20 protein-coding genes are annotated in these 19,216 nt (G+C 33.6%); 6 read left to right on the forward strand and 14 right to left on the reverse strand.

Going from position 1 to position 19,216, the window contains the following annotated elements:
• The first annotated feature begins 34 nt into the window (after positions 1 to 34).
• The 4 genes from ACJJVT_RS01185 to ACJJVT_RS01200 all read left to right on the forward strand — a co-directional run bounded on the left by ACJJVT_RS01185 (position 35) and on the right by ACJJVT_RS01200 (position 4,844).
• Positions 35 to 2,665 carry a valine--tRNA ligase gene (locus ACJJVT_RS01185; RefSeq protein ID WP_405395765.1) on the forward strand — a complete coding sequence of 877 codons (2,631 nt, stop codon included), beginning with the start codon at positions 35 to 37 and terminating at the stop codon, positions 2,663 to 2,665.
• 129 nt (positions 2,666 to 2,794) lie between these two features.
• Positions 2,795 to 3,679, forward strand: a complete 885-nt coding sequence (locus ACJJVT_RS01190; protein ID WP_405395768.1) for a dienelactone hydrolase family protein — start codon at positions 2,795 to 2,797, stop codon at positions 3,677 to 3,679.
• A gap of 140 nt (positions 3,680 to 3,819) precedes the next feature.
• Complete coding sequence (locus ACJJVT_RS01195) at positions 3,820 to 3,987, forward strand: lmo0937 family membrane protein (protein WP_027067903.1); 168 nt, start codon at positions 3,820 to 3,822, stop codon at positions 3,985 to 3,987.
• 92 nt (positions 3,988 to 4,079) lie between these two features.
• Positions 4,080 to 4,844 (forward strand): creatininase family protein, encoded by a 765-nt coding sequence (locus ACJJVT_RS01200; RefSeq protein WP_405395770.1) that lies wholly within the window; start codon positions 4,080 to 4,082, stop codon positions 4,842 to 4,844.
• Here ACJJVT_RS01200 and ACJJVT_RS01205 read toward each other — a convergent pair.
• The 7 genes from ACJJVT_RS01205 to rsfS form a co-directional block, all read right to left on the reverse strand.
• Complete coding sequence (locus ACJJVT_RS01205) at positions 4,841 to 5,311, reverse strand: doxx family protein (protein WP_405395773.1); 471 nt, start codon at positions 5,309 to 5,311, stop codon at positions 4,841 to 4,843. The two genes, ACJJVT_RS01200 and ACJJVT_RS01205, sit on opposite strands and share 4 nt — an antisense overlap.
• A gap of 77 nt (positions 5,312 to 5,388) precedes the next feature.
• Positions 5,389 to 5,643 (reverse strand): acyl-CoA-binding protein, encoded by a 255-nt coding sequence (locus ACJJVT_RS01210; RefSeq protein ID WP_405395776.1) that lies wholly within the window; start codon positions 5,641 to 5,643, stop codon positions 5,389 to 5,391.
• Positions 5,624 to 6,307 carry a phosphatidylserine decarboxylase family protein gene (locus ACJJVT_RS01215; protein WP_405395777.1) on the reverse strand — a complete coding sequence of 228 codons (684 nt, stop codon included), beginning with the start codon at positions 6,305 to 6,307 and terminating at the stop codon, positions 5,624 to 5,626. Before ACJJVT_RS01215 ends, ACJJVT_RS01210 begins: the two co-directional genes overlap by 20 nt.
• Positions 6,297 to 7,100 carry a phosphatidate cytidylyltransferase gene (locus ACJJVT_RS01220; protein WP_324025687.1) on the reverse strand — a complete coding sequence of 268 codons (804 nt, stop codon included), beginning with the start codon at positions 7,098 to 7,100 and terminating at the stop codon, positions 6,297 to 6,299. The genes ACJJVT_RS01215 and ACJJVT_RS01220 overlap by 11 nt, the downstream gene beginning before the upstream one ends.
• A gap of 1 nt (position 7,101) precedes the next feature.
• Positions 7,102 to 7,713, reverse strand: a complete 612-nt coding sequence (locus tag ACJJVT_RS01225; RefSeq protein WP_405395779.1) for an LUD domain-containing protein — start codon at positions 7,711 to 7,713, stop codon at positions 7,102 to 7,104.
• A 41-nt stretch (positions 7,714 to 7,754) separates the two neighbouring features.
• Positions 7,755 to 9,779 carry an ATP-dependent zinc metalloprotease FtsH gene (gene ftsH, locus ACJJVT_RS01230; protein ID WP_405395782.1) on the reverse strand — a complete coding sequence of 675 codons (2,025 nt, stop codon included), beginning with the start codon at positions 9,777 to 9,779 and terminating at the stop codon, positions 7,755 to 7,757.
• Between the two features lie 12 nt (positions 9,780 to 9,791).
• Positions 9,792 to 10,166, reverse strand: coding sequence for a ribosome silencing factor (rsfS, locus tag ACJJVT_RS01235; protein WP_405395784.1), 375 nt, complete (start codon positions 10,164 to 10,166; stop codon positions 9,792 to 9,794).
• A gap of 93 nt (positions 10,167 to 10,259) precedes the next feature.
• Between rsfS and ACJJVT_RS01240 the strand changes: the two genes are divergently transcribed.
• Positions 10,260 to 10,991 carry a biotin--[acetyl-CoA-carboxylase] ligase gene (locus ACJJVT_RS01240; RefSeq protein WP_405395785.1) on the forward strand — a complete coding sequence of 244 codons (732 nt, stop codon included), beginning with the start codon at positions 10,260 to 10,262 and terminating at the stop codon, positions 10,989 to 10,991.
• Here ACJJVT_RS01240 and ACJJVT_RS01245 read toward each other — a convergent pair.
• Both ACJJVT_RS01245 and pyrE read right to left on the reverse strand, forming a co-directional pair.
• Positions 10,988 to 11,380: an SRPBCC family protein gene (locus tag ACJJVT_RS01245; protein ID WP_405395786.1), complete on the reverse strand. Its 393-nt coding sequence runs from the start codon at positions 11,378 to 11,380 to the stop codon at positions 10,988 to 10,990. The genes ACJJVT_RS01240 and ACJJVT_RS01245 overlap by 4 nt on opposite strands.
• Positions 11,381 to 11,382: 2 nt before the next feature.
• Positions 11,383 to 12,027, reverse strand: coding sequence for an orotate phosphoribosyltransferase (gene pyrE, locus ACJJVT_RS01250; protein WP_405395787.1), 645 nt, complete (start codon positions 12,025 to 12,027; stop codon positions 11,383 to 11,385).
• 7 nt (positions 12,028 to 12,034) lie between these two features.
• On the opposite strand from pyrE, the gene ACJJVT_RS01255 reads away from it, so the two are divergent.
• Positions 12,035 to 12,625 carry an NUDIX hydrolase gene (locus ACJJVT_RS01255; protein ID WP_405395788.1) on the forward strand — a complete coding sequence of 197 codons (591 nt, stop codon included), beginning with the start codon at positions 12,035 to 12,037 and terminating at the stop codon, positions 12,623 to 12,625.
• Positions 12,626 to 12,628: 3 nt separating this feature from the next.
• On the opposite strand, the gene ACJJVT_RS01260 is transcribed toward ACJJVT_RS01255, so the two are convergent.
• The 5 genes from ACJJVT_RS01260 to coaD form a co-directional block, all read right to left on the reverse strand.
• On the reverse strand, positions 12,629 to 14,371 hold the full coding sequence (locus tag ACJJVT_RS01260) for a M14 family metallopeptidase (protein WP_405395790.1): 1,743 nt from the start codon (positions 14,369 to 14,371) through the stop codon (positions 12,629 to 12,631).
• Between the two features lie 66 nt (positions 14,372 to 14,437).
• Entirely contained in the window at positions 14,438 to 14,842 is a 405-nt protein-coding gene (locus ACJJVT_RS01265; protein ID WP_405395792.1) for a two-component system response regulator, read from the reverse strand.
• Positions 14,829 to 16,682 (reverse strand): PAS domain S-box protein, encoded by a 1,854-nt coding sequence (locus ACJJVT_RS01270; protein WP_405395794.1) that lies wholly within the window; start codon positions 16,680 to 16,682, stop codon positions 14,829 to 14,831. The genes ACJJVT_RS01265 and ACJJVT_RS01270 overlap by 14 nt, the downstream gene beginning before the upstream one ends.
• Positions 16,683 to 16,796: 114 nt before the next feature.
• Entirely contained in the window at positions 16,797 to 18,638 is a 1,842-nt protein-coding gene (locus tag ACJJVT_RS01275; protein WP_405395795.1) for a PAS domain S-box protein, read from the reverse strand.
• A 123-nt stretch (positions 18,639 to 18,761) separates the two neighbouring features.
• Positions 18,762 to 19,214: a pantetheine-phosphate adenylyltransferase gene (gene coaD / locus ACJJVT_RS01280; RefSeq protein WP_324025698.1), complete on the reverse strand. Its 453-nt coding sequence runs from the start codon at positions 19,212 to 19,214 to the stop codon at positions 18,762 to 18,764.
• Positions 19,215 to 19,216 lie beyond the last annotated feature (2 nt).

Raw genomic sequence — 19,216 nt, forward strand, 5'->3', positions numbered from 1 at the left:
CTATTTTATTATTATTCAAAAACTGTTCCAAAAAATGGAAATTCCTTCAAAATATAATCCGCAGTCCACAGAATCTCATTGGTATGATTACTGGATGAAAAACGGTTACTTTCATTCTGTACCAGATGACAGAGAACCTTATAGTATTGTAATACCACCGCCAAACGTAACGGGTATATTACACATGGGGCACATGCTGAATAATACCATACAAGATGTGTTGATCAGACGAGCTCGTCTTTTAGGCAAAAATGCATGTTGGGTGCCTGGTACAGACCATGCCTCTATTGCTACAGAAGCGAAAGTTGTAGCTAAATTAAAAGAACAAGGCATTAATAAAAACGATCTTACAAGAGATGAGTTTTTAAAACATGCTTGGGATTGGACAAATGAATATGGCGGGATTATTCTTGAGCAATTAAAGAAATTAGGTTGTTCTTGCGATTGGGACCGTACTGCGTTCACTATGGATCAAGAACGCTATGATAGCGTTATCAAGGTATTTATAGATCTTTATAATAAAGGCTTGATTTATCGTGGGTATAGAATGGTGAATTGGGATCCAGAAGCTCAAACAACTTTGTCAGATGAAGAGGTTGTCTATGAAGAAAAACAAGGATTGTTGTATTATCTATCCTATGCTATTGAGGGTTCTGACGAAAAAGTAACGATTGCAACCACAAGACCAGAAACAATATTAGGTGATACTGCTATATGTATTAACCCGAATGATGAACGATTCACACATCTAAAAGGCAAAAAGGTAATTGTTCCTATTTGTAATAGAGTAATACCGATAATTGAAGATGACTATGTTGATATTGAATTTGGTACAGGGTGTTTAAAAGTAACGCCTGCACATGATATCAACGATAAGGCACTTGGTGAAAAACACAATTTAGAAACTATCGATATTTTCAATGACGATGCGACCTTAAATAGTTTTGGTTTGCATTATGAGGGTAAAGATCGTTTTGTTGTAAGAAAAGAAATTTCTAAAGAATTAGAAAGTTTAGGTATTCTGGTTAAGACCGAGACTCACATTAATAAAGTAGGTACTTCAGAAAGAACCAAGGCTGTTATTGAACCTAAATTGTCAGATCAGTGGTTCCTTAAAATGGAAGATTTGGCAAAACCGGCTTTAGAAGCAGTGATGGAGAGTGGTGATGTTAAACTTCATCCGAAGAAATTTGAAAACACATACCGTCATTGGATGGAGAATGTTCGCGATTGGAATATTTCTAGACAATTATGGTGGGGTCAGCAAATACCAGCTTTCTACTTTGGTGACGGTCAAGAAGATTTTGTTGTAGCGGCTAATGTAGCAGATGCATTAAAACTTGCTAAAGAAAAATCTGGTAAGTCAGATTTAAAGGAAAGTGATTTACGACAAGATGCCGATGTTTTAGATACTTGGTTTTCATCGTGGTTGTGGCCAATGAGTGTATTTGGCGGTATTCTAGAGCCAGATAATGAAGAGATAAACTATTACTACCCAACAAACGATTTAGTAACTGGTCCAGATATTTTATTTTTCTGGGTAGCAAGAATGATTGTTGCCGGATATGAATTTAGAGGCGAGAAACCTTTTGAAAATGTTTACTTCACCGGATTGGTGAGAGACAAGCAACGTAGAAAAATGTCAAAGTCGTTAGGTAATTCGCCTGATGCTTTAAAGTTAATCGAAGATTACGGTGCAGACGGAGTTCGTGTAGGAATGTTGATGTCTGCAGCTGCAGGTAACGATTTAATGTTCGATGAAGATCTCTGTCAGCAGGGAAAAAACTTTGCCAATAAGATCTGGAACGGCTTTAGACTGGTTCAAGGTTGGGAAATTGCAGATATTCCACAACCAGAAGCTTCTAAGCTTGGTTTAGAGTGGTACGAGTCTAAGCTGAATAAGACCTTGATAGAAATTGAAGATCATTTTAGTAAATTCCGTATTTCTGATGCTTTAATGTCAATCTATAAATTGGTTTGGGACGATTATAGCTCTTCGTTGTTAGAGATAATTAAACCTGCCTACCAACAGCCAATAGATAGAACCACTTATGATAAGGTGATTCAATTATTTGAACAGAACTTGAAGTTGTTGCACCCATTTATGCCATTTTTGACAGAAGAAGTTTGGCAGCATATTGCAAAAAGAGACAAGAGTGAGGCATTGGTGATAGCCAAATGGCCTAACGTAGGTAAAATTGATGAAGAGTTAATAGCCCAGTTCGATTTTGCCGCTGAGGTAATTGCAGGAGTAAGAACCATTAGAAAAAACAAGAATATTCCGATGAAAGAATCGTTGGAGTTATCAGTTCTAAATTCTGAGGAAGCAAGTAGCCGTTGGGATGTTGTTATTTCGAAACTGACCAATATATCTGAAATCAGTTATGTAAAAGAGCAGTTAGAAGGTGCATTAACGTTCCGTGTAAAAAGTAACGAATACTTTGTGCCAATGGAAGGTGCGATTGATGTTGAAGCTGAAATTGTTAAGATTAATGAAGAATTGAAATATACTAAAGGCTTTTTAATCTCGGTTCAGAAGAAACTTTCTAATGAGCGATTTGTAAACAATGCACCTGAGAAGGTAATTGCAATAGAGCGCCAAAAGTTGGCAGATGCTGAAGCTAAAATTGAAACTTTAGAAAAGAGTTTAGCAAGTTTAAGCTAGTACTTTAATTGTATAAATTAGTAAAGCCTCATTCCTATTTAATTGGGAATGAGGCTTTTTCTATTGTTAAAAGTATTTAGGCAGTCATGTTGTTTTCGTACTTTTAAATAGAACAAAAAAAGCTAGAAAATGAAACCACTAAAAAAAGAAGATATTAAGCAAGAGGTATTTGACCTTTATGACGCTTATGCACATAATAAATTAGAACGCCGTGACTTTGTGCAGAAATTGTCAATGTACGCTGTAGGCGGTCTAACAGTGCCTTCATTAATGAGTTTTTTGATGCCCGATTACGAGAATACCTTCTTAGTAGATAAAAATAATCCAGATTTAGATTCCGATTTTATTACTTATGATTCTTCTAAAGGCGGCGGTGAAATCAATGCATTACTATCCAAGCCAAAATCGGCAGACGGTAAATTGCCAGGTATCGTAGTGGTTCATGAAAATAGGGGATTGAATCCGTATGTAGAAGATACAGCGAGAAGAGCAGCTTTGGCAGGTTTTGTAACCATTGCTCCAGATGCATTGAGTCCGCTTGGTGGTTATCCGGGTAATGACGATGAAGGTCGTGCGATGCAGAAAACGCGAGATAGAGATGAAATGTTAGAAGATTTTATAGCCGCATTTGAATATTTAAAAAATCATGAAAGCTGCAATGGTAAAATAGGAGTTGTAGGTTTTTGTTTCGGTGGATGGATTTCTAACATGATGGCAGTAAAAGTACCAGATTTGGCAGCTGCTGTACCTTTTTATGGTGGTCAGCCAACAGAAGGAATAGAAAATATAAATGCACCTTTGATGTTGCAGTATGCAGGTTTAGACGAACGTGTAAACGCCGGATGGCCAGCTTACGAAAAGGCATTGAATGAATTAGGTAGAGAGAATGTTGCTTATTTCTATGATAATGTAAATCATGGGTTTCATAATACATCTACACCAAGATATGATGAGCCTGCAGCAGAACTGGCGTGGTCACGTACTATTGAATTTTTTAAAGAAAAGTTAGTATAAATTGCTGATTATAAGTGTTTTTAATTGCTCGAGTACTGATTATCACGCTGATTTTGAGCTAGTAATCAATTGATTTGAGTTAAGCAAACAGAGGTAATCCCTTTAAATTTGTCATATAAACAATCTAAAAAAAACACATTATGAGAAGTCTATTATGGTTAGTAGCAGTTATTTGTATAATTATATGGTTATTGGGAATGTTAGGTATTGTTCCTGGTCTTGCAACAGGTAGTTTAGTACATATACTATTGGTGATTGCAGTTATTGTTATTCTTTACAATATCATATCAGGTAAGAAAGTCTTATAAGTCAGATTTAAGAAACCATATTTATCAAAAAATATAGGAACCCTTGAGTAATTTCAAGGGTTTTTTTATGCTTTAATAGTATCTTTAATACCATGATCAGACCTTATGTACTTGCCGAAACAAACTGGGAACATTTAAAAGATGAACAAATAGAATTGGCAGTTTTGCCTTGGGGTGCTACAGAGGCTCATAATTATCATTTGCCATACGGTACAGATAATTATCAAGCGCAAAGTATGGTTGAAACAGCTGCTAAAATAGCATGGAGCAAAGGTAAGAAGGTGATTGTTCTACCAACCATTCCTTATGGTGTAAACACAGGTCAGAGTGACATTTATTTAGATATGAATCTGAATCCGTCAACGCAATTGGCTATTCTTAAAGATTTGGTGACAGTGTTAAATAGGCAAGGCATTAAAAAGCTACTACTTTTCAATGGTCATGGTGGTAATAACTTTAAACCTATTGTAAGAGAGTTGGGCTTGCTGTTTCCTGATATGTTTATAAGCTTTTGCTTTTTTCCGCCAATGCTAGATAAGTCTAAATATTTTAAAGAAGAAGGTGACCATGCCGATGAAATGGAAACGAGCTTGATGCTTTATTTGAGACCTGATTTAGTTCAACCAAAAGAGAAATGGGGTAGTGGTAGTGCTAAGTCATTCAAAATAGAAGCATTTAATGAAGGTTGGGCTTGGGCAGAAAGAAAGTGGTCTAAAGTAAGTAGCGATACTGGTATAGGTAATCCGGAGTTTGCAACTTCAGCCAAAGGAGAGCGTTTTTTTTATGACGTTTGCCAAAAACTAAATGATTTGTTTTGTTCTCTTAGCGACGCTGACTTAAAAGATTTATATCATTAATTTTTAATGGCTACTAATTTATTTGAAGATGATGCTAGAGTGGCTTTTCTTCTTAGATTAATATCTAAATCAATTTTCAAAGATATTAAAGCGCTTAAAATAATGATGTTTTTGAAAATGTACTGCCCTGCTAGGGTAAATACTAATTCGCCTTTACCAAAAATTTCTTCAGGTAATAAGAATAATGGGCTAAAAGTAAAAATTATATGAATTATTGCAATACCAATAAATAGTCTAGGTTTCCAATTTGCTATAAGGAAGATGCCTATCAAAGTTTCTCCTATTGCTAATGAAATCAAGCCAATCTGTGAGGGTAAAATTCCCAAGGTTAGAATACTAATTGTATTAGTGGCTAAATCTTCTGCCGGACTCAAGTGTGGAATAAATTTTATAAAGCCAAAAATTAGATACACAACACCGATAGAAATGCGAAGAATATTGGTCTTTATCTTTTCTAATTTTTTCATTGCTTGTTGGTCAATTGTTTACTAATTATTTTCAACCATATAATGACAACGTCAACTAATGCTTAGATAATCGATAATTATAATTTTAGCTCTTTGGTTGCTAGTTCAATATACGATTGCATCGCTTTTTTCTTGCTCATGTTTTTGGCTTGAAACAATGCATTGGCTTTAAAGGCATTGATTAAAGGAGTTTTGCTACCAGGATTGTCAAAATTTGCGTTGGCTATTTTGTAATAAGCATATAACTTTAGAAGTATGTCAGCCGGTATCGGTTCGGTAAAATTATTGACCAAAACAACGGTTTCCTCAAATTCAATACGTAATTTCTTCATTCTCGTTTGGGTCAATATAAGTAGCTATACAGGTCTCTGCGCCTTTAACCTTCTGGTTTAGCTTTACATTTATCTGACAATCTAAAGGTAAAAATAAATCAACTCTAGAACCAAATTTTATAAATCCTGCATCATCACCTTGTTGTACACTTTCCCCTTTTTCTGCATAATTAACAATACGTCTCGCTAATGCACCTGCTATTTGTCGATATAATATTTCTCCAAATTTTGGTGTCTTTATTACTACCGTAGTTCTTTCGTTTTCTTCACTAGATTTAGGGTGCCATGCAACTAGAAATTTACCTGGGTGATATTTAGAAAAGGTAATACTACCAGTAACTGGATATCTTGTTACGTGAACATTGACCGGAGACATAAAAATAGAAACCTGTCTTCTCTTCTCTTTAAAGAATTCTTTTTCAAATACTTCTTCGATAACAACAACCTTGCCATCTACAGGAGACAGAATTTCGTTGAAATCTTTTGCTGCCACTCTTTTAGGGTTTCTAAAAAACTGAAGAATGATTATCAATATCACTAAGCCTAGTAACTGAATAGCTAGTTTCAACCATGCTATATCAATGAAGTAATGAGCTAAGAGTACGCTGATCCCAACTAAACAAAAAGAAAACAATATAATTTTTTGTCCCTCCTTATGAAACATAACTAAATATATTTAAAGTTAAATATGCAAATGGTGCTGCAAAGACCAAACTATCTAAGCGGTCTAACATGCCACCATGACCTGGTAATATAGCGCCACTGTCTTTAACACCGGCTGCTCTTTTTAATTTCGATTCTATTAAATCGCCCAAGCTACCGGCAACCACAATAACAGTAGCAAGTATCATCCATTGAATTGGGCTAATCAAAGCTTCAAAAGTAGCCATCAAATATGCGGCTATAAGTGCAAATATAAAGCCTCCTAAGGTACCTTCAATGGTTTTCTTAGGAGAAACTGAAGGAAATAATTTAGTTCTGCCTATGCTTTTACCTACCAAATACGCAAAAGAATCATTTACCCATATTAGAATAAAGATGCCCATGATTAATAATTTGGCAAAGGCGTCATTCTTGTAAGGTATCATTGTTAGAAAGATACATCCGCCGCCGATATAAAATAGTCCGACTATAAACTTCATCGGAGTATTGAATTTTATCGGTTTCTTAGTAAACAGGTTGATTAAAAGGTAGATGTCAACAACTATGGTAATCACCATTAAAATATTGATGAGTTGTTGGTCTTTTACCAGATAAATAAAAGCCCACCATAATGCCAAATACGCAGCAAAAATGTGATAACCTTTTAAATGAACCAATTTTTTATACTCGTATAAACAAGCCAAGCCAAAGGTCATAAATAAAAAATCGAAAGCATCAGAACTTAAAAAGACTGCTGACAATAATAATATAATGTAGACAGCCCCCGTTAGTGACCTTCTTAAAATTTCTTTCATACTATAAATCTTCCAGAAGTAAAAGATAAAGATTTTTAGTACTACTACCATATGTTAGAAAATCATCTGAATTTTCTGCGGTAGCTTTAAAGTGTTTTAATGTAGTGATATTGGCCGGTATTTTTTGACCATATTTTTTCTTGATGGTCTTTAGACCCTCACCTATAGACTCTACCAGTTGGCTGGTTGTAGCGAAAACTACAACGTTGCTTGGTAGTTCATTTACTTTTTTCTCGTGTAGTTGATTAGAACATACAAGAATACTTCCATTTTGAGCGATAAGATGCTCGCAAGTGGTAAAAAAAACTTCACTATTACGAGCTTTATCTGTAAAAGTGATCGGTTCTTTTGAAAATTTTTGGGCTAGCCTTTCATTGAGAACAAAGAAAGGCTCACTCTCCCAATTATTTTCTGTAACAATATTTTGTATTGCTCTTGAAACTTCTACATCAGAATCGCAATAAATAAACTTACCCCCATTTTGCTTAAAATGGATCGTAAATTTTTCATCAACGGGAATATTTAAATCAGGCATGTGGTCGCCACGCGTTTCAGCAGTTTCTTTCGAAACTTTCTTCTTGCCACCACCAAATAAAATATCTAAAAACCCCATTTACGTTGTTGAAATAATTGCTAAACTAAAGTACAGCAATTTTATTTATTCTCTGTAATTTCTTCCTCTTCCGTTTTTGAATCTGAATCTGAATCAGTGTCAGAATCCTTTAACTTTTCAAGATTTTTTTTATTTTCTAAGGCTAGAATATCTTTTTCAAAATTTCTTACACCAAATATTTTTTCTAAATCTTCTTTAAAGATAACTTCTTTCTCTAATAATCGTTCGGCCAAAGTCGTTAATTTGTCCTTATTATCTGTAAGTACTTTAATTGCTCTTTGGTACTGCTCTTCTATTATTTTAGATATTTCGGCATCTATTTTTCGAGCGGTATCTTCACTATATGGTTTTGAGAAACCGTAAGAATCTTGTCCGGCAGAATCATAATAGGTAATGTTTCCTATTTCATCATTAAGACCATAGATAGTTACCATGGCTCTAGCTTGCTTAGTTACTTTCTCTAAATCACTTAATGCACCAGTAGATATTTTATTGAAAATAACTTTTTCAGCAGCTCTACCACCCATTGTTGCGCACATTTCGTCCAACATTTGTTCTGGTCTAACTATTAAGCGCTCTTCTGGTAAATACCAAGCGGCACCTAGTGACTGTCCTCTAGGTACTATTGTCACTTTAACTAATGGAGCAGCATGTTCTAACATCCAACTTGTAGTTGCGTGACCAGCTTCATGATAAGCTATAGTTTCTTTCTCACCAGGAGTAATGATTTTATTTTTCTTTTCTAGACCACCAACGATTCTATCTACGGCATCTAAGAAATCTTGTTTAGTAACCGCTTTTTTCTCATTACGAGCTGCAATTAATGCTGCTTCGTTACAAACATTTGCAATATCTGCACCAGAGAAACCGGGTGTTTGTCTTGCTAAGAAATCTAAATCTAAAGTTTCAGCAGTTTTAATAGGTCTTAAGTGAACTTCGAAAATTTCTTTACGCTCACGAATATCTGGAAGGTCAACATAAATTTGTCTGTCAAATCTACCAGCACGCATTAAAGCTTTATCCAATACATCTGCACGGTTGGTTGCTGCAAGTACAATAACATTTGTATTTGTACCGAAACCATCCATTTCAGTTAATAATTGGTTCAATGTATTTTCACGCTCATCGTTAGAACCAGTAAAATTATTTTTACCTCTAGCTCTACCGATAGCATCAATTTCATCAATGAAAATAATAGCTGGCGATTTGTCTTTCGCTTGTTTAAAAAGGTCACGTACTCTAGAAGCACCAACACCTACGAACATTTCAACGAAATCTGAACCTGATAGAGAAAAGAAAGGCACTTTAGCTTCACCAGCAACGGCTTTTGCCAATAGAGTTTTACCTGTTCCAGGAGGGCCAACTAATAATGCACCTTTAGGAATTTTACCACCTAATGAAGTGTATTTGTCTGGATTTCTTAAGAAATCTACAATCTCTTCAACTTCTTCTTTTGCACCTTCTAGACCGGCAACATCTTTAAAAGATGTTCTAGTATCTGTTTTTTCGTCAAATAATTTGGCTTTAGATTTACCGATATTAAATATTTGACCTCCAGCGCCGCCGCCGCCGCCGCCAGACATTCTACGCATTAAATATATCCATATACCAATGATTAGAACAAATGGCAATAAGGATAGTAAGAAATCTAAAATGGCTGTAGATTCTTTACCAAATTCAATAATCGTATCTAAATTATTTTCTTTTTTGATTTCAGTTATTTCATTTTGAAATATTTGAAGATCACCATAGTCTAAAGTATACTGTGGTAAATTACCTGAAGATGGTAGAAATGATTTTTCATTCAAATCTTTATGAACATCTTTAGCAATAGCTTCATCTTTTAAAAAGACTTTTGCTTGATTGGTATTCGTAATAATTAGAATCTTCTTTACATCACCATTTCTTAAGTACTGTTGTAATTCTGAAGTAGTCGTTTTATTGGTACTAGCTAAATCATCACTATTGAATAATTGAAATCCAATTAGTAATACTGCTACTAATCCATAAATCCACCAAGAGCTAAACTTTGGTTTTTTCGGATTTGTTTTGTTTTCTTTTGCCATTTTAATTTTTTATTAGTTTACGCTACTTTCTATGGTTGTGAATTTTGCATCTCCCCATAAACCTTCTATGTCATAAAAATCTCGTACTTGCTTTTGGAATACATGAACAACTACATTAACGTAGTCCATTAATACCCATTCGGCATTGTCTTCGCCTTCTACGTGCCAAGGTTTATCTTGAATCGCTTTACTTACTGTTTTTTGGATTGAACCTACAATTGCATTTACATGCGTATTTGAAGTACCGTTACAAACGATGAAGTAATCACAAACGGTATTCTCAATTTCTCTTAAATCTAGTAGGTTAATGTTATGACCTTTTACTTCGTCAATTCCCTGAATTATTAATGCAATTAACTCATCTTGGCTAGTTTTACTTTCCTGCATTCAAAAATTTTAGTTTTTACAAAGTTATTATTTTTTTGTTCTTTTATGACTAGTTTTTAACAATAGATTATAGAATCACAATAAGAACAGTAAATGCAAATAATCAAACTTGATGCCACGCAATCTACAAACACCTATTTAAAGGAGTTGTCATTTGAAAAAGAATTGGAAGATTTTACTGTAATTACTACTAGAGATCAAACCTCTGGTAGAGGTCAAATGAATGCAAAATGGGAGTCTGAGCCAGGTAAAAACCTAGCATTCAGTATATTGAAGAATAATATAGATGTATCTATTAATGATGTTTTTTTGGTAAGTGTTTGTGTGTCTCTTGCGATTATAGATGGTTTAAAACCTTTAGGAATACCTAATTTGAGTATAAAATGGCCTAACGACATTCTGTCAGGTACTAATAAAATAGGGGGTATTCTTATCGAAAATATTTTATCAGGTTCTAAAATAAAACGAAGTATAGTTGGTTTTGGCTTGAATGTGAATCAAGAAGTGTTCGAAAAAGCTCCAAATGCGTCTTCTTTAAAAAATATTATGGGTACCGATTTTGATCTTGATTCGGTATTCTATTCTTTAATAGAACAATTGCATAGCTATTTAAATAAGCCAATACAATCTCTAGAGAATGAATTGTACGCTCAATATCATTCTCAATTATTTAAAATAGGAGAGAAGAGTACTTTTAAGAACCAACATGATACACTATTTACAGGAACAATAGCGAAAGTCTCTAGTAGCGGTAAGCTTATAGTGAAACATGAAAATGGTGATTATCAAGAGTACGGGTTAAAAGAAATACAACTGTTGTATTAAACTGCACCCAAGTTTGTAGATAATGTATTTATGAAATTCGTGATAGGTTTTTTTATCATCATCGCCATCATAGCATTGAATTCACCTTTAAAACTTAAAACGACCTCACTTTTACCGCTTTCTATTTCAATAATATCTGCAGTTAAGGTAAAAGGTAGTTTTTCACTGGCAGCACCTAAAATAATTTGACTGAAAGGTGTCTGTTCTTTTTTCTCTAAAACAATTTCTGGCATTCCTTTTAAAGCAAAAAGAAATCTATTCTCGTTCAAAACTTCAAATTTGTCAATATTCTCTGGCATTAACTGTCTAAAATTAGGCAGGTCATTCAAAAAGTTGAAAGTATCTTCTGTACTTTTAGATACTTGTGTCTTTGGTGTTTCTATTAACATAACTATTTATTTGTCCATTTTGAAGGATCTTTCCTCCATTCCATTAATGTAATTAACTGCTCTTCTTTTACGTAACCGGTATCAGATGCTTGTTCAATAAGATATTCGTAGCTACTTAAAGTATGCAGCTCGGTATTTTTTTCTTTAAAGTTGTTTGCGGCAGTTTCAAAACCGTAAGTGAAAACGGCTAACATACCTTTTACTTTCGCATCTACCGCTCTTAAAGCATCTACCGCGTTTAAACTGCTTTTGCCAGTACTAATCAAATCTTCTATGACAACAACTGTTTGGTGTGCTTCTAAATGACCTTCTATCTGATTTTGACGCCCATGAGATTTAGGCTCAGGCCTTACATATACGAAAGGTAAATTAAGTTTATCGGCTACTAAAGCTCCTATTCCTATTGCGCCGGTAGCAACCCCAACGATGCAATCTGGCTTGCCATAAAGTTGTTCTACTTGCTTTGCCATTTCATCGCGAATGTAGTTTCTGATGATAGGATAAGAGAGTAGAATTCTATTGTCGCAATATATTGGAGATTTCCAACCCGAAGCCCATGTAAAAGGATTTTCGGGTTTCAATTTTATTGCATTAATTTGCAAGAGAAGCTCTGCTGTTTTTTTTGCAGTGTTTTTGTCTAAAACCATGACGCAAATGTATAAAGTTTTTGTTAATGAATTGCCTTTGATTTTGACAAATAAACTCTCAGAAACTAGAAATGGGGAGTATTTTTCGTTAAATCATGAATCTATAGAAGAGGCAATAAGTTCATTGAGGAAGGGGAAGTTGAAAGAAGCGTTCATTTATCACCCTAACCACGATGAAATTTTAAAGAAGTTTACTAAAGAAATTCCTTTGGTCATTGCTGGCGGTGGCGTGGTTAAAAATAAGAAAGGAAAAGTACTTTTTATTTATAGAAACGATAAATGGGATTTACCAAAAGGAAAGTTAGATAAAGGTGAATCAATAGAAGAATGTGCCATTCGTGAGGTTGAAGAAGAAACTGGCGTAAGGAATCTTGTTATTGATAATTATATAAGAACTACATATCACATATTTAAACGTAACGGAGTCAATAAACTGAAGCAGGTATATTGGTATGCTATGAGCACCGATTTTGAAGGTAAATTAAAACCTGAAAAAAAGGAAGGAATATTTAAAGTGAAGTGGAAAGGACCTGATAAAATTCAAAAGGCTCTTGAGAATTCTTACGTAAATATTAAAATTTTGTTTGGTGAAGATTAGGTTTTACTTCTTTATTCTATACACCGGATATTGTAAATGTGCCTTTTCATAAAGATCACTTTGTTTAAAGAGCCAGTTTAATTGCTTGTACCAGTTTTCATTGAAATCTGAATCAAGCATTTTTTTATCCTCAAACTTGGCTTTTAAAAAGGAATCATTTTCTAACATTTTTAATGCAGTATCTTCAAACACATAAGGTGAGAATCCTTCTTTTTGCTGTAGAATCGTGTCAAAGAAATTCCAGTTAAAAAAGGAGTCAACTGCAGCGGGTTCTAATGTTTCTAATAGATATCTGAAACCTGGTTGATTAGTCGGAATTATTATGTCTCCTGCATGAAACGTTATACTGCTATATGTTGTGTTTACGGTAGTGCTGTAATGCGGGTAGTGACCCTCATAGGGCGATGTATAAGTATTGTATTCATTTATTTTATAAGACTCTACGGCAATTGTAGAATCTTTTTGAAGCGTGGAGTATGTAATCTTATTTAAATCTAATTTTTCAATCACATTTTGCCATTGTCTACCTAAAATATATGCATCAGGTATTTTAACGGAATCTGATGGGGTATAATAATCTTGATAAGCGACTTCGGTTTCGATCGGCATATCTCGGTTGTACTTTAGTCTTTTTAAACCGGTAACGGCACTGATTATAGTATCTGCCTTAAAGCCTTTAAAAATATAATTAGAAACTTTGGTGGTATCGATTGTCCAAGCTGTGGGGTAATATTCCTTTTTGTCATAAGAGGCTAAAGCGGCATCGCGTATATTTCTGATCTTACCGCCATCTTTTTCAGTTATGGAAATCATTTTTCGCATCAATTCATAAGTACCTGCTACACGCTTGTCGTATGGTTTTAACATATGTGTCTCGACCATCATACCTACAGTATTGAACAGTGTAGTATACCCGGTAGAATATCTTGGGTGGTCTATAAATTGTTGAAATCCCTTTTCTGGAGGAGTATTAAATACATTGACATACGGAGTAATATCCCAATTCGATTTCGCTAAAGAATCTTGTAATTGAGGCATCAATGAATCATGAATGTATTCACCTAATTTTCCGCCTAATTTATTATGTTGGGTAAATAGGTGTGTCAGAGTATATTGGTAATCGGCACCATTGCTAACATGGTTGTCTATAAATACATCAGGATTGATGAGATGAAATATTTCGGCAAAAGTAGCAGCGTTTTTGGTATCGGTTTTAATAAAATCTCTATTGAGATCATAATTTTTGGCATTACCTCTAAATCCGTATTCCAAGGGTCCGTTTTGGTTAGCTCTAGAAGTACTATTTCTGTTTAATGCACCACCAACGTTGTAAACAGGTATGGTGGCTATAATCGTCTCTTTAGGTGTTTCGATTTCATTGCTTGCCAAATCGCGAAAAAGTAACATAGTAGCATCAATACCGTCACTTTCACCTGGGTGAATACCGTTGTTAATTAACATCATGGTATTGTTCTCGCCTAATTTTTTAAAATCAAAATCACCTTTTGAACTATAGGTAACCACATGTAATGGTTTACCGCTATCAGTTGTGCCAATGGTCTGTATGTTTATTGTAGAGAATTCTTGAGATAATTTTAGATAAAAATCTATGACCTGGTCATAAGTCGCAGTTTCAGTCTTGTTCGAAGTTTCGAAAGGAGTGGGGAAATCGGTTTTGGTATCTTCAACTTTACTTTCGCATGAGAAAAATAGAAGAGCCAACAAGATGAGTGATAAATTTTTCATGTACAAACAATTAAAGAGGTGATTAGTGCCAATAATTGATTGTAAAAATAGCAATTACTTTGTTGCTTAAGCCAGTTGAGTAATTTCTGTTATTTTATTTCTGTTGATTGGTTTTTGATTGAAAGTAATTAAATGGTGGCTTTTATTTTTAAAAAACTCCCATTGTTTATAATCGCGTGGGTCGATTGATGATGTTACAATGTTAATTCTAATTTTTTCGGTAATTGGTAGCTCGAGAAAGGCTTTTAGAAATTCCCATCCATCCATAATAGGCATATTAATGTCTAAAAAGATAATTTGTGGTATTTGCTGGTTATTATTAAAAAAAGCTGTCATTGCGTCTAATGCAATTTTACCATTGGCGTATGATTCAATTGTATTACATTCAACACTTGAAGCTATTAATTTACGTAAACCGAAGACTGTTATAGTGTCATCGTCAATAATAGTGATATCACTAATTTTTTTCATTAAAGAAAATTTTAAATTCTGTTCCTTTTCCAACTTTGCTCGTTACTTCTATCTTACCGTTCATGGCATCTATTTGATTTTTAGTAAGGTATAGACCGATACCTCGAGCATCTTTATGGTCGTGAAAGGTTTTATACATACCAAAAAGTTTTTCGCCATATTTCTTCATATCTATCCCTAGGCCATTATCTGCAATGGTTAAAATAGCATAACCTCCTTTTTTCTCTGCGCTTAAAGTTACGAGAGCTTCTCTATCTGGATGCTTGTATTTTATGGCGTTTGTGATAAAGTTCGTTAATATGCTATCTAAATATGCTGGCACCGATTTTATGTTGAAATTAGCCGGAATATTGTTTTCAATTTTACCACTGTTACTTGAAATAAAAGCAGATAGATTGTTACATGCGTCAAGTACTTTATTATTTAGATTTATTTCTTTGATTTCAATATTTGTATTGGTGTTTATTGAAACTACTTCATTTAAATTATCTAAGGTGTCTAACAAATTGTTCGAAGCTGTGGTAAGCATAGTAACGATACTTTTCTTTTCTTCCTCATCTTTTTCGGTTTCTAAAAAGTTTAAAAGCATTGAAAAATTTGCAGAGTGAGAACGTAAATTATGCGACACAATATGTGCAAAGTTTAAAAGCTTTTTGTTTTGTACCGATGCAATATTTATAATATTTCTAAGCTCTTTTTCTTTTTCTTTTAATTTAGAAATATCTAGGCTAATACCCACAAGTCCATAAGCTATGCCCTTATTATTTAACAAGGGTATTTTAGAACTTAAAAAAGAAGTTTGTTTGCCATCTATCGTGGTTTTAACTGTCTCTTTTCCAATTACAGGTTTAAGAGTATTCATTACTTTTAAATCTTCTTCTCTAGACTTTTCTGCAGCGTCATACGGGTAGAGTTCAAAATCGCTCTTTCCTATAATTTGTTTTGGATCGTTAACCCCTAAGTATTCACATTCTGCTTTATTGATTAAAATTTTTCTAGACTCGGTATCTTTGATATAGACATTTACAGGTAAATTGTCGATTAATGTTCTTAATAATTTTTCGTTGTCAATAGTTTTAATATCAGCTTCTACTTGTTCATGTATGTCTTGAAAAGTACCAATTAAACCTACTACTTTACCTTTATTATATATAGGTTTTCCTCCGGCCATAACCCACTTTTCTTTACCAGTTGCGGTTATAATCTGAAGTTTTAAATTACTCCAAGATTTACCTCTTTCTTGTGCTTCAAAGAGTGCCATAGATATTGCATTTCTACTATGACCTTCTTTATAATAATAAAGTGCAGTTTCAATATTGGGATTAAAATCTGGTGATACCTCGTGAATAGCTTTTGTGGTAGAACACCAGAATAGCTGGTTGTCTTCCATATTATATTCCCATCTACCAATTTTGGTAATTTCTGCTTGTTGCTGTAATAGTAAATCTTTCTTATTGAGCTCTAATTCATTGTTAACTGCATCGGTAATATTATTTAATTGAATAATAGCCCCTACAATATTCTCATTAGTGTCATACCAAGGTGCATTTATCCATTCGAACCAAAGTTCATTATTATTGGTATCTATGGTTTTATGAATACCCATAGGCTGAGGATCGCCTTTAAAACAATTTTCTAGTACCATTTTCCATTTTTCACTTAAATTCGGAAAAACCGCAAATAAGCTTCTAGAGTTACTACACTCATCATTTTCATTAAAAATACTCGTCCACTTGTCAGATGTCTGAACAATGTTATAATTAGTGTCTACGAAAGCCGTTGGTGTTGGCAATTGTCTAATTAGGTACGAGGTATTAGATACCTGGGGAACTTTTATCATACCGATGTAATTTCTTACGAATGTAGTGGGATTGCTTTGATTCAGTTTATAATTGTTGTGAATGTTATCATTTACGTTGTAAAACAATCAATAAACTATTAATTCAATTAATTTTTACTTTTTGTTGAAATGAAACTTAAAAGTAGTTCCTTCGTTAGGCTTACTATCTACAGTTATAAATCCGTTCATAGCTTCCATTTGGTTTTTAGTAATGTATAGACCAATACCTCTAGAATCTTTATTTCTATGAAAGGTTTTATAAAGTCCAAATAACTGATCACCATATTTGTCTAAATCGATACCCAGCCCGTTATCTTCAACACTTAAAATAGTGTAGTTTTTATTTTCTTCGATACTTAATATGATGATAGGTTTTTTATCATCGCACCTGTATTTAATAGAGTTCGTAATACAATTGGTTAAAATACTATTTAAATAGGCTGGTAACGCCTTTACTTGACTTGTCTCTGGTATTTCATTAATAATTTTACCATTTGTTTCTTTTAACAAGCCAGCAACATTCTGCTCAACTACAAATAGGCTTTCATTTAAAGAAAGTAATTTTTTCTCTTCATTAATGCTAGACTTTACAGCTACAATCTCTCGAAGTCCTTTTATGGTTTCAGATAGGTTATCTGAAGCGCTGAACAACATGTTCATGTATTTGTTACGCTGATTTTTACCAGTCTCATCATTTAAAAAATTAAGTAAAAGAGAAAAGTTAGTTGCATGCGTTTTCAGGTTATGAGATACCATGTGAGCAAAATTTAATAATTGCTCATTTTTCTCTCTTGCCGATGCAATAGTATTTTTTAGGTTCTTCTCTAATTTTGTTTGTGAGGTTATATTTTCAAAGGTGCATAATATACTTTTTATTCCAGAAGTACCTTCGACTAAAGTACCGGTCATCTTTATATTGATGTTATGTTTCTTTTGATTAGTATAGGTGAACTTAACTGGTTTAAAAGAGCCATGTTCTTCTAATTGAGTTTTAAGTTCAGCACTTTTACTTACGATATTGTCCTTAATAAAGTTTTTAAAATTATGACCTATAAAATGTTCTTTGTTAAAAGAGGTAAGTTTTGCGAATTGTTCATTCACATCTAACAAGTTGCCATTTGTAAAATCTATAATTGCAAGTCCAAAAGGTACTTTTTCAAATAAAGGATATTCAATTAATATATTGTCATTAACCTCAGTTTTTGGTTTGGTTTCATTTTGTATATGCTGAATTGTACCAATTATTCTTGTGCACTTACCATTTTTAAATTTTGGTCTACCGATGGTATTGACACTGATTATGGTGCCATCTTTTCTTTTAAGTTGCGCTTTTTCATTCCAGGGTATGCCTGAGTTTATAGCTTCGTAAACAACCTTTGTGATAACTTCTCTAGATTCTTCAGTATAATAACTTATTGCGTCTTCTAAATTGGGTTTGTATTTTGTAGGTAGACCATAAATTTTATTCACAACGGGAGTCCAATGTAGTTCTTCTTTCTCTACATCGAATTCCCAACTACCAATTTTGGCAACAGAAATTTTTTGATTTAGAATACGTTTGGTCTTATTAAGTTCAATTTCAATCTCTTGAGTTTTTGAAATTGGTTCTACCTTGATAATAACACCTATAATGTTGCCATAACCATCTTTCCAAGGGTTTAGATGCCAAATAGAATCTTTAGAAGAATACTGACAGTCTTTAGCATTATATTTAAACTTAATATCTCTTAATCCCTCTAAGCTATATTTAAGTCTAGATTTTAAATCTTGAGATAATTCAGGAAAAAGATCAAGAAAGAACTTTCCTTCAATATCATTCAAATCCAATTCAAAATTTGCTTGCCATCTAGGTGAAGCATTGATCAGTTTAAAATCTGTATCAATGATGACTATAGATGACGGAATCTGATTTATCCAATCTAAAGAAAAAGATGAATTATTTTGTGATTTAAACATAGGTGTGTTGAATTTTCCTACTAATTTATAGGAATATTCCAACTACGTAAGCTTAATTGTTGTGTTTTTGTAAAAAGTTGTTGTTGAAAGGCTGATTGTTGTTGTGTGGCCGATGAACTACATCTATTTTCTTACAGAATCGGGTACTAACCCTGTATAATCACCACCATTGCGTATTACGTCTCTTACAATAGATGAGCTTATGTATGATTTGCCCGATGAGGTCAATAAAAACACGGTTTCTATTTCAGATAACTTACGATTTGTGTGGGCAATTGCTTTTTCAAATTCAAAATCTCCAGGATTACGCAATCCCCTTAAAATAAAATTAGCGTCTTCTTTCTTACAAAAGTCAACTGTTAGTCCTACATATGATTTTACAGATATAGAAGGCACATCTTTAAAAGCTTCTTCTATAAATGATATACGTTGCTCAAGACTGAACATATATTTTTTGTCAGCATTTTTACCAATTGCAATTATTATTTCGTCGAACAAGGTGATGCCACGCATAATAATATCATGATGCCCTAATGTTAAAGGATCAAAAGAACCAGGAAAAATTGCACGTCTCATAG

The sequence above is a fragment of the Maribacter sp. Asnod2-G09 genome, assembly GCF_045063795.1.
In the GTDB taxonomy this organism is placed as follows: Bacteria; Bacteroidota; Bacteroidia; order Flavobacteriales; family Flavobacteriaceae; genus Maribacter.

What these genes read in the sequence shown, in the direction of transcription:
- ACJJVT_RS01185 (WP_405395765.1), top strand. Translation starts at nt 35, where the DNA reads ATGGAAATTCCTTCAAAATATAATCCGCAGTCCACAGAATCTCATTGG.
- ACJJVT_RS01190 (WP_405395768.1), top strand. Translation starts at nt 2,795, where the DNA reads ATGAAACCACTAAAAAAAGAAGATATTAAGCAAGAGGTATTTGACCTT.
- ACJJVT_RS01195 (WP_027067903.1), top strand. Translation starts at nt 3,820, where the DNA reads ATGAGAAGTCTATTATGGTTAGTAGCAGTTATTTGTATAATTATATGG.
- ACJJVT_RS01200 (WP_405395770.1), top strand. Translation starts at nt 4,080, where the DNA reads ATGATCAGACCTTATGTACTTGCCGAAACAAACTGGGAACATTTAAAA.
- ACJJVT_RS01205 (WP_405395773.1), bottom strand. Translation starts at nt 5,311, where the DNA reads ATGAAAAAATTAGAAAAGATAAAGACCAATATTCTTCGCATTTCTATC.
- ACJJVT_RS01210 (WP_405395776.1), bottom strand. Translation starts at nt 5,643, where the DNA reads ATGAAGAAATTACGTATTGAATTTGAGGAAACCGTTGTTTTGGTCAAT.
- ACJJVT_RS01215 (WP_405395777.1), bottom strand. Translation starts at nt 6,307, where the DNA reads ATGTTTCATAAGGAGGGACAAAAAATTATATTGTTTTCTTTTTGTTTA.
- ACJJVT_RS01220 (WP_324025687.1), bottom strand. Translation starts at nt 7,100, where the DNA reads ATGAAAGAAATTTTAAGAAGGTCACTAACGGGGGCTGTCTACATTATA.
- ACJJVT_RS01225 (WP_405395779.1), bottom strand. Translation starts at nt 7,713, where the DNA reads ATGGGGTTTTTAGATATTTTATTTGGTGGTGGCAAGAAGAAAGTTTCG.
- ftsH (WP_405395782.1), bottom strand. Translation starts at nt 9,779, where the DNA reads ATGGCAAAAGAAAACAAAACAAATCCGAAAAAACCAAAGTTTAGCTCT.
- rsfS (WP_405395784.1), bottom strand. Translation starts at nt 10,166, where the DNA reads ATGCAGGAAAGTAAAACTAGCCAAGATGAGTTAATTGCATTAATAATT.
- ACJJVT_RS01240 (WP_405395785.1), top strand. Translation starts at nt 10,260, where the DNA reads ATGCAAATAATCAAACTTGATGCCACGCAATCTACAAACACCTATTTA.
- ACJJVT_RS01245 (WP_405395786.1), bottom strand. Translation starts at nt 11,380, where the DNA reads ATGTTAATAGAAACACCAAAGACACAAGTATCTAAAAGTACAGAAGAT.
- pyrE (WP_405395787.1), bottom strand. Translation starts at nt 12,027, where the DNA reads ATGGTTTTAGACAAAAACACTGCAAAAAAAACAGCAGAGCTTCTCTTG.
- ACJJVT_RS01255 (WP_405395788.1), top strand. Translation starts at nt 12,035, where the DNA reads ATGTATAAAGTTTTTGTTAATGAATTGCCTTTGATTTTGACAAATAAA.
- ACJJVT_RS01260 (WP_405395790.1), bottom strand. Translation starts at nt 14,371, where the DNA reads ATGAAAAATTTATCACTCATCTTGTTGGCTCTTCTATTTTTCTCATGC.
- ACJJVT_RS01265 (WP_405395792.1), bottom strand. Translation starts at nt 14,842, where the DNA reads ATGAAAAAAATTAGTGATATCACTATTATTGACGATGACACTATAACA.
- ACJJVT_RS01270 (WP_405395794.1), bottom strand. Translation starts at nt 16,682, where the DNA reads ATGATAAAAGTTCCCCAGGTATCTAATACCTCGTACCTAATTAGACAA.
- ACJJVT_RS01275 (WP_405395795.1), bottom strand. Translation starts at nt 18,638, where the DNA reads ATGTTTAAATCACAAAATAATTCATCTTTTTCTTTAGATTGGATAAAT.
- coaD (WP_324025698.1), bottom strand. Translation starts at nt 19,214, where the DNA reads ATGAGACGTGCAATTTTTCCTGGTTCTTTTGATCCTTTAACATTAGGG.